17 protein-coding genes and 1 other annotated feature are annotated in these 15164 nt (G+C 33.2%); all 17 genes read right to left on the reverse strand.

Annotated features, from left to right (window positions below; all coding sequences use genetic code 11):
• Positions 1–18 precede the first annotated feature (18 nt).
• Entirely contained in the window at positions 19–1137 is a 1119-nt protein-coding gene (locus H8909_RS07670) for an aminotransferase class I/II-fold pyridoxal phosphate-dependent enzyme (protein ID WP_187012405.1), read from the reverse strand.
• Positions 1138–1159: 22 nt separating this feature from the next.
• Entirely contained in the window at positions 1160–1885 is a 726-nt protein-coding gene (locus H8909_RS07675) for an amino acid ABC transporter ATP-binding protein (RefSeq protein ID WP_117458609.1), read from the reverse strand.
• A 7-nt stretch (positions 1886–1892) separates the two neighbouring features.
• Entirely contained in the window at positions 1893–2576 is a 684-nt protein-coding gene (locus H8909_RS07680) for an amino acid ABC transporter permease (protein ID WP_022424769.1), read from the reverse strand.
• Positions 2577–2646: 70 nt separating this feature from the next.
• Positions 2647–3390 carry a transporter substrate-binding domain-containing protein gene (locus H8909_RS07685; protein WP_117458571.1) on the reverse strand — a complete coding sequence of 248 codons (744 nt, stop codon included), beginning with the start codon at positions 3388–3390 and terminating at the stop codon, positions 2647–2649.
• A 53-nt stretch (positions 3391–3443) separates the two neighbouring features.
• Positions 3444–3647: a binding site (T-box leader), on the reverse strand.
• 126 nt (positions 3648–3773) lie between these two features.
• Positions 3774–4016 (reverse strand): hypothetical protein, encoded by a 243-nt coding sequence (locus H8909_RS07690; RefSeq protein WP_187012407.1) that lies wholly within the window; start codon positions 4014–4016, stop codon positions 3774–3776.
• A gap of 42 nt (positions 4017–4058) precedes the next feature.
• On the reverse strand, positions 4059–5954 hold the full coding sequence (htpG, locus tag H8909_RS07695) for a molecular chaperone HtpG (protein WP_187012408.1): 1896 nt from the start codon (positions 5952–5954) through the stop codon (positions 4059–4061).
• Between the two features lie 117 nt (positions 5955–6071).
• Positions 6072–6476 carry a YolD-like family protein gene (locus H8909_RS07700; RefSeq protein ID WP_187012409.1) on the reverse strand — a complete coding sequence of 135 codons (405 nt, stop codon included), beginning with the start codon at positions 6474–6476 and terminating at the stop codon, positions 6072–6074.
• The gene (locus tag H8909_RS07705) at positions 6473–7915 is read right to left on the reverse strand and encodes a Y-family DNA polymerase (protein ID WP_187012410.1); all 1443 of its coding nucleotides are present in this window, start codon (positions 7913–7915) and stop codon (positions 6473–6475) included. Before H8909_RS07705 ends, H8909_RS07700 begins: the two co-directional genes overlap by 4 nt.
• A 64-nt stretch (positions 7916–7979) precedes the next feature.
• Positions 7980–9902 carry a bilirubin reductase, long form gene (gene bilR / locus H8909_RS07710; RefSeq protein WP_187012411.1) on the reverse strand — a complete coding sequence of 641 codons (1923 nt, stop codon included), beginning with the start codon at positions 9900–9902 and terminating at the stop codon, positions 7980–7982.
• Between the two features lie 168 nt (positions 9903–10070).
• A complete protein-coding gene (locus H8909_RS07715; RefSeq protein WP_187012412.1) occupies positions 10071–10508 on the reverse strand; it encodes a GNAT family N-acetyltransferase in 438 nt (145 codons plus the stop codon).
• 8 nt (positions 10509–10516) lie between these two features.
• Positions 10517–11320, reverse strand: coding sequence for a GNAT family N-acetyltransferase (locus H8909_RS07720; RefSeq protein ID WP_238928248.1), 804 nt, complete (start codon positions 11318–11320; stop codon positions 10517–10519).
• Complete coding sequence (locus H8909_RS07725; RefSeq protein WP_238928249.1) at positions 11320–11847, reverse strand: HD domain-containing protein; 528 nt, start codon at positions 11845–11847, stop codon at positions 11320–11322. The genes H8909_RS07720 and H8909_RS07725 overlap by 1 nt, the downstream gene beginning before the upstream one ends.
• On the reverse strand, positions 11847–12662 hold the full coding sequence (locus tag H8909_RS07730; RefSeq protein WP_187012414.1) for a DUF4846 domain-containing protein: 816 nt from the start codon (positions 12660–12662) through the stop codon (positions 11847–11849). Before H8909_RS07730 ends, H8909_RS07725 begins: the two co-directional genes overlap by 1 nt.
• An 8-nt stretch (positions 12663–12670) precedes the next feature.
• Positions 12671–13060, reverse strand: coding sequence for a hypothetical protein (locus tag H8909_RS07735; RefSeq protein ID WP_117458581.1), 390 nt, complete (start codon positions 13058–13060; stop codon positions 12671–12673).
• 35 nt (positions 13061–13095) lie between these two features.
• Positions 13096–13437, reverse strand: coding sequence for a DUF3784 domain-containing protein (locus tag H8909_RS07740; RefSeq protein WP_117458582.1), 342 nt, complete (start codon positions 13435–13437; stop codon positions 13096–13098).
• 36 nt (positions 13438–13473) lie between these two features.
• The gene (locus tag H8909_RS07745) at positions 13474–14100 is read right to left on the reverse strand and encodes a YdcF family protein (protein WP_226793400.1); all 627 of its coding nucleotides are present in this window, start codon (positions 14098–14100) and stop codon (positions 13474–13476) included.
• Positions 14101–14160: 60 nt separating this feature from the next.
• A complete protein-coding gene (locus H8909_RS07750) occupies positions 14161–15048 on the reverse strand; it encodes an ABC transporter permease (RefSeq protein WP_187012415.1) in 888 nt (295 codons plus the stop codon).
• Positions 15049–15164 lie beyond the last annotated feature (116 nt).

The raw sequence follows: 15164 nt of genomic DNA on the forward strand, positions 1-15164 counted from the left end.
AATAAAAAAAGAAGCAGTTTATTCTGCTTCTGTAATATGCGAATGAATCCAGGAAGAGAATGTTTCTAAGCCTTCTTTGATTACTTTTGAATCTGAAGTAAAACCAAAGCGTAAATGGTATTCCTTATTAAATGCCATACCTGGCACAAAGAATACACCAGTGTCATTCTGTAATTTCTCACATAATTCTTTTGAGGGCATATCAAATAAATAATGTAAGAAACATACAGTACCATCTTCTGGTATCACACATTCGACTAAGTCTTCTTTTTCAAGCCATTCTTTTAGTATTTTCTTATTTTCAAGAATGATATGTCTACTTCTATCAAGTATTAGATCTTTATGTTGTAATACAACTGTAGCCAAATAATCATTCCATGGACCAGTAGAGATAATTGTATAATCTCTTCTAAAATTGATTTCATCAATAAGTTGTTTAGGTCCCTTGATCCATCCCAGTCTAAGTCCTGCAAAGGAATAGACTTTAGATAAAGAGGCTGTCGCAATACCTAATTCATACATATCAGAAATACTATCACATAAAGTATTATTCATACCACGATAGATTTCATCGACAAGAATATAAATAGAATGACTTCTAGCAAGTTCAATCAATTCTTCCATTAAAGATTGTTTAATAACAGTACCAGTCGGATTATTAGGACTATTTAATATAAACATCTTTGTTTCAGGCTCAATAAACTTCTTAAAATCATCTATGACAGGTTCCCAGTTATTGTCTTCATTAAGTTCTACTAGATCATACTCGCATCCAATTGATGCCGGATAAGAATAGAACTGTTCATAGGAAGGTGTTAATGCAATGATATGGTCTCCTTTATTCAATAAAGTATCCATCACATGTTCATTAGCATTTATTGCCCCATGAGCTACGGCAATATTATCTCTTGTACCTGTCTTATATAAAGAAAGAATAGCATCTTTTAAACAATCAGAGCCTGTAATCGGTCCATAATCCATACGCATATGCATAAGATCACTCATAAGATCTTTATGAATCAATGACTCTAATTCATGAATAGACATATCAGATACACATGTATCAGCTAAATTGTATTGACAATTTTGTTCATGGTTCGTCATCCATGTTTCTACATCAAATTCCTTTAAATACACGTCTTCTTTCTCCTTTTAATAACTAATGCATAACTTTAGATAAGAAATCTTTCGCTCTATCACTTTCTGGATGAGAGAAGAAAGTTTCTGAATCATTTTCTTCTACAATCTTTCCGTTTTCTAAGAAAATCACACGATCTGCAACAGTTCTAGCAAATCCCATTTCATGAGTTACAACCATCATTGTCATACCCTGTTTTGCAAGATCCTGCATTACTTCTAATACTTCAATAACCATTTCTGGGTCTAATGCACTTGTAGGTTCATCAAATAGCATAACTTCTGGATTTAAACAAAGAGATCTTGCAATTGCGACTCTCTGTTTTTGACCACCAGATAACTTATTAGGATAAGTATCCTTCTTATCTTCAAGACCTACTTTCTGTAAGTACTTGATAGCTACAGCATTGGCTTCTTCTTCTGTCATACCCATGACCTTAAGAGGTGCAAGTGTTAAGTTTTCTAATACAGTCATATTTGGGAATAAGTTAAAGTGCTGGAATACAAATCCCATTTTACTTCTTAACTTGTTATATTCAGGTGTACCTTCCTTTAAAAGTGCACCATCAATATAAATAGAACCTGCTTCAGGCTTTTCTAAGTGATCAATACATCTAAGTACTGTACTTTTACCACTACCTGAAGGTCCAATTAAGCAGACAATTTCACCCTTCTTTAAAGTAAGAGATACATCATCTACAGCCTTTAATTTACCAAATTTTTTTGTAATGTGATCCACCTGGATCATAATATCGTTAGTCACTGACAGCTAATCTCCCTTCTACATATCTTGCAATAGCTGAAATACAAAGTGTCATTACTAAATAAATAGCACCTGTTGCAGTTAAAGGTACAAGATAGTTAAATGTATTGGCACCAATAACACTTGCAGTGGCAAGTAGTTCTACTGCACCAATTGTGAAAATAAGTGATGAATCTTTAATTAATGTAATAAATTCACTAATTAGAGGTGGAATAATACGTTTAAATGCCTGTGGTAGAATAACATAACGCATAGTCTGAACATAGTTTAAACCAATTGTTTCGCATGCTTCCCATTGACCTTTATCAACACCTAAAATACCAGATCTAATTAATTCTACCTGATAAGCACCACTATTTAAGCTCATAGCAATTAAGCCACATACATATGGATCAGCCTGGAATCTTTGTCCTGTAATAGACTGAACAACAGTAGGTACTGCCAAGTATAAGAACATGATCTGTAATAGCATCGGTGTGCCACGGAAGATTTCTACATAAATATTTCCAATTGCTCTTAATACAAAATGTTTTGAAAGTTTTAAAGCCGCACCAATAATTCCAAGAATAACACCGAAGAATAAAGCCCCTATTGCAAGTAATAGAGAGTACTTTGCACCAGTGAAAATCATGAATTGAATATTAGACGGCGTAAGAATATCCATAATTGTTTTCATTCGCATTGACTCCTTAACAATAAAAAATTAAGTGCAGACAGAACATATCTGCACTTATGTGATTAATAAATTAGCAACCCCATTTAGTTTTTAATTCGTTGTATTTATCAGATTTAACAAATTCATCAACTGCTTTGTTGACGTCTTTCATTAACTTGTCGTTACCCTTTTTAGTGATGATCATGTTTTCTTCTTTAATTAATGGTTCATCAATCATCTTTAAGCCAGCATTTTTAGCATAGTTTTCTGCAACTGCACCATCAAGAACAACTGAATCTAATCCACCAGATTTTAAAGTTTCTACTAAGATCTTAGCATCTTTTACAGTAGTAACTTGAGCACCTTTAATATCTTTTGCAGCATCTACACCAGTCGCACCTAACTGAGCACCAATCTTTTTACCTTCAAGATCAGATACTTTTGAGAAAGTAGAATCACCTTTTACTAAAGCAATCTGTTCAGAAGTGTTATATGCATGAGACCAAAGAATGTTTTTCCAATCTTTATGATAAGTGAAACCAGAAATACCTAAATCAACCTGATCAGAAGTAAGTGAAGATGAAATAGCATCAAAGCTTAAAGCTTTAAACTTATAAGAATAGTTACCACCATTCTTGTTCATGATCTTAACTAATTCCTTAGTCATATCAATATCGAATCCAACCATTTCTTTCTTATTGTTGTAAGATTCATATGGTGGATAGTCTGGAGATACTCCAATTAATAATTCAGTTTTACCATTAGATGATGATCCACAACCAGTCATTCCAACAGCAAGTAACATAACTAATACTACGCTTAATAATTTTTTCATAAATATGCCCTTCCTTTTTTTAATTTAAGAAAACAAAAACGTCTCTTGCTTTCGCAAGAGACGTCAATTAACGCGGTACCACTCTTCTTGATTTATTCCTAAATCCTCTCTTATCCTTAAGGCGGAATACCGATAATCCTATGTATTCAGATTATCCTCTCAAAAGTGCGGTTCATCTAACTTTCCATACTGACCTCTCACCTACGCCAGCTCGCTTAGATTTCTAGTTAAACTACTCTCTTTGTCATTGAGTTTTCTTATGTATGTGTCTTATTATAGTCAGACGATTTTAATTGTCAACAATAAAAATGATATTTTTCATATTTTTATATAAAAACAACATTTTCCATATATATTTATGTAAATCGCAAACTTTAAATGATTTATTTCACAAATGAGTGTATTTTGTGAAAAACTTTATACATAAAATCAATTGGTTTTTCATATTGAGATAAGATAACCTGGATGTTTTCTAAGTCTTCATCCTTCTCTTTTAATGCTTCAATCCATTTTAATGATGCATCATGGAACTGATCAATCATTGTATAAGCATAAATCAATTTATAAGAAACATATATTAACAATCCACTCGCACATAAACAAAGAGCAGATAAGAATAATTTCATAAGAATCCCTCTTTTCTGCTCTCATTATATCAAATTGAATTGTTATTTAGAAGCCTCAATCATAAGCTTTGTGATCTTATTAGAGAATTCTACAGGATCATCAATAGAGAATCCAGCAATTAATAGTGCCTGATCAAATAGGATAGATGCATATTCATCAATCTTTACAGGTTCTTTTTCATATACAGACTGTAATGATTTAAATAAATCATGATCTGGATTAATTTCAAGAATTCTTCCTGCTTTCACACCCTGTGCATCTGGCATCTGGTTTAATACCTTTTCCATTTCAAATGATACACCATCACCACTTGCAAGACATACTGGATGAGATTTTAAACGATGAGATAACTTAACATCCTGTACCTTATCACCTAAAGCCTTCTTAACGATTTCAAGTAATGGCTTATTGTCTTCAGTCTTCTGTTCAAGTTCTTTCTTTTCATCTTCTGTTTCTAAGTCTAAATCACCCTGAGTGACATTCTTGAATGTCTTAGAATCATAATCTCTCATCATCTGTAAGCAGAATTCATCTACATTATCAGTCATATATAAAACATCATAGCCTTTAGATTTAACAGATTCTACTTGTGGTAATAAATCACATTTTTCTACTGTTTCACCAGAAGCAAAATAGATTTCCTTCTGATCTTCAGGCATAGCTTCTACATATTCCTTTAATGTAATAAGTTCTTTCTTATCAGAAGAATAGAACATAAGTAAGTTCTGAAGCTTATCCTTCAACATACCATAGCTGTTATAGATACCAAACTTCAACTGCATACCAAAGTTTTTGAAGAATGTCACATATTCATCACGATCATCCTTCAACATATTTTCAAGTTCAGTCTGGATACGTTTTTCAATCTTATTAGCCATGACTTTCATCTTTCTATCATGCTGTAACATTTCACGAGAGATGTTTAAGTTTAAATCCTGTGAATCAACTAAACCTTTCACAAATCTGAAGTGTTCTGGCACTAAATCTTCTGCATGATCCATGATGAAGACACCGCGTGAATAAAGCTGTAAGCCTTTCTTATAGTCTTGTGAATAGTAGTTCATAGGTGTTTTAGAAGGAATAAATAATAATGAAGTATAAGAGACAGCACCTTCTACAGTATTATGCATCACTCTTTGAGGGGCTTCAAAATCATTGAATTTTGCCTTATAGAATTCATCATATTCTTCTTTAGTGATATCTTTCTTCTGACGTTTCCATAAAGGAACCTGTGAGTTTAAAGTCTTGTTTTCTACAACATCTTCATATTCATCGCTGTCTTCTTTCTTTCTAGAAGTAGTGACATCCATCTTGATTGGGTAATGAACATAGTCTGAATATTTCTTAACAAGTCTTTCGATTTCATACTGATCAAGATATTTACTGTAATCTTCTTCCTCAGTATCTTTCTTTAAATGAAGTACAATAGTTGTACCATGTGTTGCTTTTTCAGCTTCTTCAATAGTATAACCATCACTTGTATCACTCTTCCATAAGTAACCCTTATCTTCTCCATATTTCTTAGAATAAACATCTACTTCATCAGCCACCATGAAGGCACTATAGAAACCTACACCGAACTGACCAATGATATCTACATCACTGACACCTTTTTCTAAGGCATTCTTGAATTCAAAAGAGCCAGAATTTGCGATAGTACCTAAATGTTCTTCTAGTTCTTCTTTATTCATACCAATCCCTTCATCTGCAATTGTAAGGGTTCTGTTTTCCTTATCAGCAATTAAGTTGATAGCCATATCCTCTCTTGAGAAACCAGAAATATTTTCTTGTAATGCTTTATAATAAAGCTTATCACTTGCATCACTGGCATTCGAAATCAATTCTCTTAAGAAGATTTCCTTATGAGTATAAATAGAATTAATCATTAAATCGAGGAGTCTTTTAGACTCTGCTTTAAATTCTTTCTTATCTGACATTTTTATACGCTCCTTTAGCACTCTAGTATTTTAAATGCTAATGACAGTATACACACCTTTATTAGCATTGTCAATATTTGAGTGCTAAACAATCAAAAAGACTGAAATGAATCAGTCTTAATCCTTTAGTATACTTATATGATAAATATCTTCGATGAGAATGGTTGTTTTATCTAGTAGTATCACTCTTTTATTAATTTCATCAATATCTTTAAACTGACCTCTTACTGTTGCATAAGACCCACCCTCTTTATACTCGTCTTCTACAAAATAATCTATCATGATAGAAAGATGTTCTTTTTTATTAATAAGTAGATTGTTAAGTACTCTATTTAATACTTGTCTTTTATCTTCATCTAATATACGTTTTTGAGTCGTAAGTCTTCCTGCTTCACTTATTTTATCTACATGTGTCTTAAGAGCTGCAAAGGGTGCAAACTGAGCCGCTCTATTATTCATGGACATTCTTGGATGATTTATTGAAGTAGGATGTTTCATATTGATTATATCGTCATAATTCATGCATTATGCCCTCCTATCATTTTATTTCTATCTCTAGTTGTGGCCCCTTCCTGAAGATCAGCGCCTTTAAGTAAGGCATTCTTACCATATTTCTTCTTAATATCAAGTGTGACACTCTGCAATTTCTTTTCTTTAGATAAATCCACGTCTATCTTTTCTTCATCAAATAAAGAAAGCTGTTTATAAGTTACAGGAATATCATCATCACTTCTTACCTGTGTTGCATTGAGCTGAATTCTTCTTATTGTAAGTGCATGATTTATATGTGAGTGATAGAAACGTAATAAGGCGTCGCACATGAGCTTATAAGAAGATGTATATCTATCTAAATTAATTGTTCCATGGAGATGCTTTGGAAGCTTTCTGCCATAACGATCTTCCATGATTTCTCCACGATATTCCTTCATATTCTCAATATCATAGCCAATTGTAAGGACAAGCTTATTAGTCACTAGATGTTTTTCAAAGAGATCCATGCTTAAAGATTCTATCATTTCCTTTAAAATGATTTCAGTTTTCTTATAATCATAAGCACATGATAATACCTGACCTGTTCCAATACTTTTAGAAGGTGCCTTGTAGGCTTTAATGGCAGGCATGGTACAAGGTTCCCAACCCCAGGCATGATCAATAAGCAGTTCTGCATTGACTCCAAATAGATTGTATAGTTTTTCTTCATCTTCTAATGAGCATCTTGCGATATCTCCCATTGTATATAAACCGATGTTATTGAGTTTTTTAGAAATACCTTTACCTACTCTCCAAAAGTCAGTCAGAGGCGTATGAGACCATAATAGTTTTCTATAGGCATATGTGTTTAAGTACGCAATGCGTGCTCCCTTCTCATCTGGTTCTTTATGTTTGGCAACTATATCCATCGCGACTTTAGCTAAATAAAGATTCGTTCCTATTCCTGCAGTCACAGTAATACCTACCTCTTTGTATATATCATGAATAATATTTTGAACAAGATGAAAAGCATCTAACTCATATGTATCAAGATAATGTGTTGCATCGATAAAGACTTCATCAATAGAATAGACATGAATATCATCAGGAGAGAAATACTTTAAGTAGATTGAGTAAATACGTGTCGAATATTCAAGATAGAGGGACATACGCGGTTTTGCGATAATATAATCTATAGCTTTATGTTTATTCTTATTAAGATTTGATGCAAGAAAAGAACTTCCATCAAGTGGTTCTCTTTGATGATTGAGTTCTTTTAGTTTAGAAATCACTTCAAATAATCTTGCACGTCCAGGAAGACCATAGGCTTTTAAACTCGGAGAGACGGCAAGACATATTGTTTTTTCTGTACGTGAGGCATCTGCAACAACAAGATTGGTGTCTAGTGGATCGAGTCCTCTTTCTAGACATTCTACAGATGCATAAAATGATTTGATATCTATTGCAAGATATGTAGGAACATGTGCCATCCTCTCGCCTCCTTGAGAAAGGTATTATAACACAAAAAGACAGGCATAGCCTGTCTCAAGCATCTTATAAAGCGTTTGCTGCAAGATAACCAGATTCAATAGCTGAATTGATGTCTGCCACCTTATTTGCATCACCAACAACCTGAACATGGATATTCTTTTCTTCTAATGCAGTCACGTCAAATGCATTAGAACGTGCACCTACTGCAAATACTACATAATCACATGGAAGTGATACTTTACCTTCTGCAGTTTCTGCTTCTACTGTAGTTGCAGTAATTTCTGTTACCTTAGTATTAGTGAACTGTTTAACACCATGCTTTTCAAAATCAGCCATCATTTCTGGACGAATTGTAGTTGATTCTTCTTTCGCAATAGTATCCATCATTTCTACGATACTTACATCATTACCTCTAAGTGCAAGGTATTCAGCTGTTTCAGCACCTACAAGTCCACCACCGATAACAACGATTCTTCCTGCTGGGAACTGTTCATTAGAAAGTACTTTCCAAGCATCCTGTACATGAGGCATATCCTTACCAGGGATATTTAAGATGAAGTTAGAAGCACCAGTTGCAACAATGACTTCATCAGGCTGATCAGCTAAAATATCTTCGCTAGTAACAGCTTTACCTAAACGTAAATCAACACCCAATGCTTTGACTTCATTTGCGAGATAATGAATAGCACGATTCATTTCTTCTTTTCTAGGTGGTACAGAAGCAATATTTAACTGTCCGCCTACTTGAGTATCCTTGTCATAAACAATAACGTCATGACCTTTCACTGCAGCAACTCTTGCAGCTTCTAAACCTGCAGGTCCTGCACCTACAATAACAACCTTCTTCTTATCATCTGCAGGAGTAATAGTTCTTTCATATTCATAACCATTTTCTGCATTAAGAACACAGCTTAAGAACTTTCTGTTTTGGATAGAGTCTGTACATCCCTTATTACACATCATACATAAACGAATTCTGCATGGCTGTCCATCTTCAATCTTTTTAACATAATCAGGATCAGCTAACAATGAACGTCCATAACCAACAATATCACATACACCGTTCTCAATTAATGCTTCACCATTTTGTGGAGTAACGATACGTCCTACTGCAGATACTGGAATACTTACAGCATCTTTAACTCTCTTAGTATATGACTGCATGAAACAATATGGCTGAGTACCCATTGCTGGAATAGTATCATTCAAGTTACCTGTATGGTTAGCCTGTCCAACATGGATCATATTAACGCCTGCTTCTTCAAGCTTTTTAGCAAGTTCAACAGCTTCATCAATCTTTAATCCACCTTTACCTCTTAATGGGTTATCAGTGATGATTGGAAGTTTATAATCAATACAGATATGAGGGGCATGTTCTTTAATGCTTTCTACTACCTGTAATGCGAAACGTGTTCTATTTTCGAAGCTTCCTCCATATTCATCTGTACGATGATTTAATACTGTAGAACATAAAGCACCTACTAAACGGTCTCCATGAACTTCTACTACATCTACACCTGCTTCATAAGCACGTCTTACGCATTCACCCATCTGTTTAAGAATTGTATTTAATGCTTCTGGAGTTACTTCATCAGTGAAATGAAGCATATCATGATGTAATTTAGCACGAGCTGCCTGCATATCACCCTTCTTAAACATTTCAGCTAAAGCCTGAACATCATATTCAGGATGGAAAATCTGAATACCTAATTTACAATCAAATTCATGTAATGCGTCAGCTAATTCTTTATAAGCTGGAATCTGTTCATCCTTAAATAATTTTGGTGTTGGAGAAACAGTATTTACTGGTGCGACGTCTCCAAGTACGATATAAGATACACCACCTTCTGCAATACGTTTATAGAAGTTGAAGCTCTGTTTAGAAATTGAACCGTCACGTTCTTCATAGCCAGTTGTCATTGGTGGGAACATGATACGGTTTTTCAATGTGATTGGACCTACTTTAATTGGTTCTAATAGTTTCATATTATCAATCTCCTTACAATACATTTTAACCACTACTATTATAGCGCTTCCATTTTACAAATGATAGTAATTATAAGCAATTTATAGGTCACATTTTGTCATCAATAAAGTAAATTATATGTTTTTTAAGACAAAAAAGTACGTACAGAAAAATACGTACTTAATTCTTTAATATTGTTTCATGAAGACAACCTGTGATGATTGTTCTTCAAATCCATTTTTCTGGTAGAAGTAATAAGCAGGAAACTCTCTTTCCGTAATCAACATAATACGGTCTATTCCTCTTTTTTTCGTATAATCAACAACTAAGTCCATAAACTGTGAACCAAGTCCTTTAGATTGTTCATCCGTCATAATTCCAAATTCATCAATCCAGAATTCTCTTCCATTATACCAATGTTTGATACGACCTAACGCAATTCCAATAAGCTGATCTCCATCATATAAACCAATAGATAAAGATAAGCGATTACCTACTAGATCATGCATATAAATAGATAGATCCTCTTCATTCCATTCATCATTCCATGGTTCCCTGGAGAATATTTCATTAAATAATTGTGATATCTCTTTGACATTTGCCAAACATATTTCTCTAACTTCCATAAAATCTCCTATTCTAATTCTTCAGGAAGAATTGAGTATACAACATCATCTACAACTCCCTGATTATTTTTTGCAGATTTTCTAAGGATTCCCTCATATTTCATACCTGCTTTTTGCATCACTCGACCTGAATGAGGATTATTTTTATCATGTCTTGCACGTACTAAATCATAACCTTCCTTAAATAAGTAAGAAATAACTTCTTTAAGTGCTTCTGCAACATATCCATGACCCCAATAAGCCTGCCCAATACAATAGCCAATTTCTACTGTGTTTGTTTTATGATCAATATTTGTAACAGAAATATTTCCAATGAGTGTACTCTTATCCTTTACGACAATGCCCCAGTTATAAGAATCACCCTTTTCATAAGACTGAATCCAGGAAGAAAGTAACTGCTTTGTGTCTTCTATACTTTGATGAGGTGGCCAAGTCAAATAACGAGTGACCTTTTCATCATTAGCCCAATGATGATACATATCATCAGCGTCTTCTATTTTAAACTCTCTTAATATCAAACATTCAGTTTCTAAACAAGCAGTGCCATGACGCACTGTTGTTTGACACAGATATTGGTTCTTTAATTCCTTCAACAAGTCCATATGAGGCTGAGTTAAATGTTTTAACTGTAAGTCTTGAGATGCCCATTCTTCCTTTAAAAAAAGAACAGTATCATCTTTAGGTGTATAAGAATACTTGAGACATCCTTCATCAGATAAAGATAATTCCTGAATATGATTCTCTTTGATTGCTTTATAAAAAGCATCTCTGTCTTCTTTGATTAAAAACTTATATGTAACATAAATCTTCATTATAAATCCTCCAATAATTGTAGCGCATAAGCCTTAAATTCTGCTTCTATCTCACGATAATAGTGTTCCTTTAAATCAGGAACACTTATAAGTGTGACAGTTGGTCTATCTTCTTCTAAAGGCATCATTTCCTTTAATTCTGCTTCAAGCAGTAAGTGATCCATCTCTTTCCAGATATTTTTTTCTTCATTCTTTAATTGAATATGAAAAGCTTGAAATATTGTTTCTAGAAGCTGGTCTTCTATTATCTGATATTCTTTCATCTGTTTTTTTATAGGAGTGATGAGATCACTCATATAAGTTTCACTTGCATCATGAAATAAGCATGATAAAACAACATGTTTACTATAGCCTCTGCTTTGCGCTTCTTTTGCGCAGTTGAGAGAATGCTGGGCCACAGAGTAGAAATATTTAATATGACCATTCCCTCGACATATAAGACTTAATGCATGAGCAATATCCTCTAAGTGAATATCATCTTCCTTAATATGTAATGGATCTATTCTGTGACCACTAAAAACATTCATCAATAACATAATCTTCTTAAACTGCCTTCCTCAAATGTATAATCAGGTGTTTCAAATGGATATTTGATTTCATCTTCATAATACCAGGGATCATCATGTAATGGATTTTTTAATAGATGAAATTCCTGTGCAGGCATATAGCCTTGTGCGAGTAAGAAAGCCTTCTTTCCTTCTTTATTTGTACAAACATCTACAATCATCACGACATGTCCTGGTGAACCACCTTTTAAGAAAACATCTCCTACTCTTATTTCATTTAGTTTGATAGGTGTTGATTCACTCACCATACTTGCACTTCCTGAATAAGCAAAGACAATACGCAAGTATTTTTTAAAGCATTCATAAGAATCATCATAGGATGCACTCTTTACATAAGATGCATGATCATTCTTAATGACGACACGGTACCCTTCTCTCCATTTCATATAAGATAATAAGAATCCATCACTTAAATGAAATTGAATCTTATCATATTGTTTTGTATGCCAGTAATATTCTGCATAAACTCTCATGACGGAGTCGGCACATTGTTGGAGGTTTTCATTTTCTATCGGTAACTTAAATACCGCAATTTGAGCACTTTGATCCCACTTCTTTTTCCCATTATATAAAAGAATAGGACTACCGTTTTCCTTTAATGGATAAGTCTGTAAGAAATGTGCAAAATCACTTTGTTCTCGTGTATATCCTTTGGGTGTGGGAATATGTGTTTCCAAGGTTGTTCCTTTAGTATTGATAAAGTTTTTATTTGTAGTTGAAGATGATGTACAAGCTGTTAAAAATACACTTAGAAGCAGTAATATTATTTTCTTCATAATTCACCTCAGATAATAAATAAAGCAGCACAGCATACTAATACAAAGCCACTGAATATGAGACAATTAGTAAAACGTATAGGAAATAAGTCTTCTTCTATAATAAATGTATCACAAGATGTAGGATCATAGTCTATTGTGACGTTCTTATTGTTTTTAAAATATTTCATCTGGAAGTATGTGATAGAAGGCTTTCTTTCAATAAACTTCCCTTCTGCATAGTATTGAATAGTCATCCTGTATAAATTTAATTCTTCTTGTTTTATATCTATAATTTTTCCTGATGTCTGTAAAGAACAGTGGGTCGCTTTAAGTCGATATTGAAAACGACTCACAAAACCTTTGACCATGATGACAACACCTAAAATACATATAAGTACAAGTAATAGTTTTTCCATAATGTCACCTAAAAAAATAATGACCTATAAGGCCATTAGATACGATAGTTACGAAATAAGTTCTCTTTTTTCACAAAGATATCTTTAAAGAATATAAGTGCCCATAGTCCTATTGCAGCATAAGCAAAGTACTGACTAACATAATATGATAGTATTGTACCTATACTTAATATGATAAACCATTTCTTGAATGCACTTCTTTGAGCACGGCTGATTCTTTTCTTATCATAATAATGGCTTTCTTCACGAGGTACATTCTTAAATGCACTAATACGATAAACACCTAATCCTTTAAGACATGTACAAATTATATAATAAAACAAGAATGTTAATGCGAGAATTGCACAGCATATACATCCTGTATTAATCATAAACACGACAAACAGCTCCCTTCAACCCTTAATGCTATTCTATCATACTTTGATAAGGGATTTAAAGAGACGATACCATTTATAACCGATATAATTGGTTACTTCACGTTTAAGGAACTTAAACTTAGTATCTCTTGTGCGATATCTAGAAGATTGCGTTGGTGATGTATAGGCAGTAATGCCTGCATCCTTTGCCTGAAGCATGGCCCTTTTCATATGTAATGGATCACTGACTATTAATGCAGTCTTATAATGCTCAACATCCATAATCTTTTTCGCATTAATGAGATTCTCTAAAGTGACTGTTGACTGGTCTTCTGTAAGAATATCATCTTCTGGTACACCTTGACTGATTGCATAAAGCTTTGCATTATAGGCATCACTAACAGGATTTCCTTTTCCATATCCTCCTGTTGTGATGATTTTCTTAACTAGATGTTTGTTGTATAAAACAACAGCATGATTAATTCTTTCTTGATAAACAGGTGAAGCATGACCATTGTATGTAGATGCACCTAAAACAATCGCAACATCTGCAGTTCTTGCTTCATCTTTAAAACTATATATATAAATACTTACTGCATTAGAAAATACATAAACAATAACTAATGCAATAAGTATAATTAATTTCTTTAAGAGTTTCATGGTAATACTTAATAATTCCTCCACAAAAAACATCTTAAACTATTTCTCATATTTTTCAATCCTATGTATCAAATTACATCAATTTTACATATCTTTTTTGAATTGATTCAATAAAATGTATACAAACAGTAAAATAAAACATGTCCCAATCATAATGAGATACATCATACTCGTTGTAATTGTATGTCCCATAAGTGTAAATGATGTATCAAAACTTTGATGAATTTCATTCATGATCGTAGAAGGAACCTTTGTATTTAGTTTAATAAATAAACTATTTAATAAATGCTTACGAATAAGTGCAGTTCCATAAGTTCCTGGTAAGAACTTAATAATAGCACGTACTGCAGGTGTAAATTGAGATATGGGCATATAAGCGCCACATAAGAAACCATATCCTGCACTCACTACACTACTAACAGCTGAAATCTGACCTTGTGTTGTAAGGAAATAATTAATAATAGATGATAAAGAAGCACCAAGCAAAGTAAGCAAAAAGATATCTAGCAAACAATATAATATATCTTTTACTGGTAAAACAAAGTGACTTGTACCTAAGACAATAAAACATGCAAGTAAAGCAGTGATATTAATAATCATAGTGATAAGTAAAGTAGAAATAAAATAACTAAGAGCTAATGTTGTTTTACTAACAGGTGCTATGAGTAAGTCCTTTATTTTATGATCTGCTTTATCTTGTACCATAATCATATTTGAACAGAATGATACTGTGACACAACTCACTGCAAGTAATGATGAAAAGAGATAACCATTCACAAAAGCATCAATAATTTTTTGTGATACAGAATAATACTTTACTATACTATCTAGTGAATCATGATAAACAGTCCCTAGAAATGTCATATACAAGACAATTAAGACTATTGGTGTAATCAAAGCTGTTAAGAAGCGTCCTTTATCCTTAAAAAATAATACTGTATGTCTTAATGTAAGATGATAAAGTTGTTTCATGATTTTCTCCATTTCCCCGCGCCTTTGTTGCGCGGACACAAATATATAACCAAACTCAAATCCCCCAAAACTCTAGTGTGCATCTCGATATAATAGTATAATCAAAGAGAGGTGGT

Source organism: Catenibacterium faecis, from assembly GCF_014306455.1.
Classification (GTDB): Bacteria; Bacillota_I; Bacilli_A; order Erysipelotrichales; family Coprobacillaceae; genus Catenibacterium; species Catenibacterium mitsuoka_A.

Excerpts from the sequence above, each read along its gene's own strand:
- H8909_RS07675 (WP_117458609.1), bottom strand. The coding sequence starts at position 1,885 with ATGATCCAGGTGGATCACATTACAAAAAAATTTGGTAAATTAAAGGCT.
- H8909_RS07680 (WP_022424769.1), bottom strand. The coding sequence starts at position 2,576 with ATGAAAACAATTATGGATATTCTTACGCCGTCTAATATTCAATTCATG.
- H8909_RS07685 (WP_117458571.1), bottom strand. The coding sequence starts at position 3,390 with ATGAAAAAATTATTAAGCGTAGTATTAGTTATGTTACTTGCTGTTGGA.
- H8909_RS07690 (WP_187012407.1), bottom strand. The coding sequence starts at position 4,016 with ATGAAATTATTCTTATCTGCTCTTTGTTTATGTGCGAGTGGATTGTTA.
- htpG (WP_187012408.1), bottom strand. The coding sequence starts at position 5,954 with ATGTCAGATAAGAAAGAATTTAAAGCAGAGTCTAAAAGACTCCTCGAT.
- H8909_RS07700 (WP_187012409.1), bottom strand. The coding sequence starts at position 6,476 with ATGAATTATGACGATATAATCAATATGAAACATCCTACTTCAATAAAT.
- H8909_RS07705 (WP_187012410.1), bottom strand. The coding sequence starts at position 7,915 with ATGGCACATGTTCCTACATATCTTGCAATAGATATCAAATCATTTTAT.
- bilR (WP_187012411.1), bottom strand. The coding sequence starts at position 9,902 with ATGAAACTATTAGAACCAATTAAAGTAGGTCCAATCACATTGAAAAAC.
- H8909_RS07715 (WP_187012412.1), bottom strand. The coding sequence starts at position 10,508 with ATGGAAGTTAGAGAAATATGTTTGGCAAATGTCAAAGAGATATCACAA.
- H8909_RS07720 (WP_238928248.1), bottom strand. The coding sequence starts at position 11,320 with ATGAAGATTTATGTTACATATAAGTTTTTAATCAAAGAAGACAGAGAT.
- H8909_RS07725 (WP_238928249.1), bottom strand. The coding sequence starts at position 11,847 with ATGAATGTTTTTAGTGGTCACAGAATAGATCCATTACATATTAAGGAA.
- H8909_RS07730 (WP_187012414.1), bottom strand. The coding sequence starts at position 12,662 with ATGAAGAAAATAATATTACTGCTTCTAAGTGTATTTTTAACAGCTTGT.
- H8909_RS07735 (WP_117458581.1), bottom strand. The coding sequence starts at position 13,060 with ATGGAAAAACTATTACTTGTACTTATATGTATTTTAGGTGTTGTCATC.
- H8909_RS07750 (WP_187012415.1), bottom strand. The coding sequence starts at position 15,048 with ATGAAACAACTTTATCATCTTACATTAAGACATACAGTATTATTTTTT.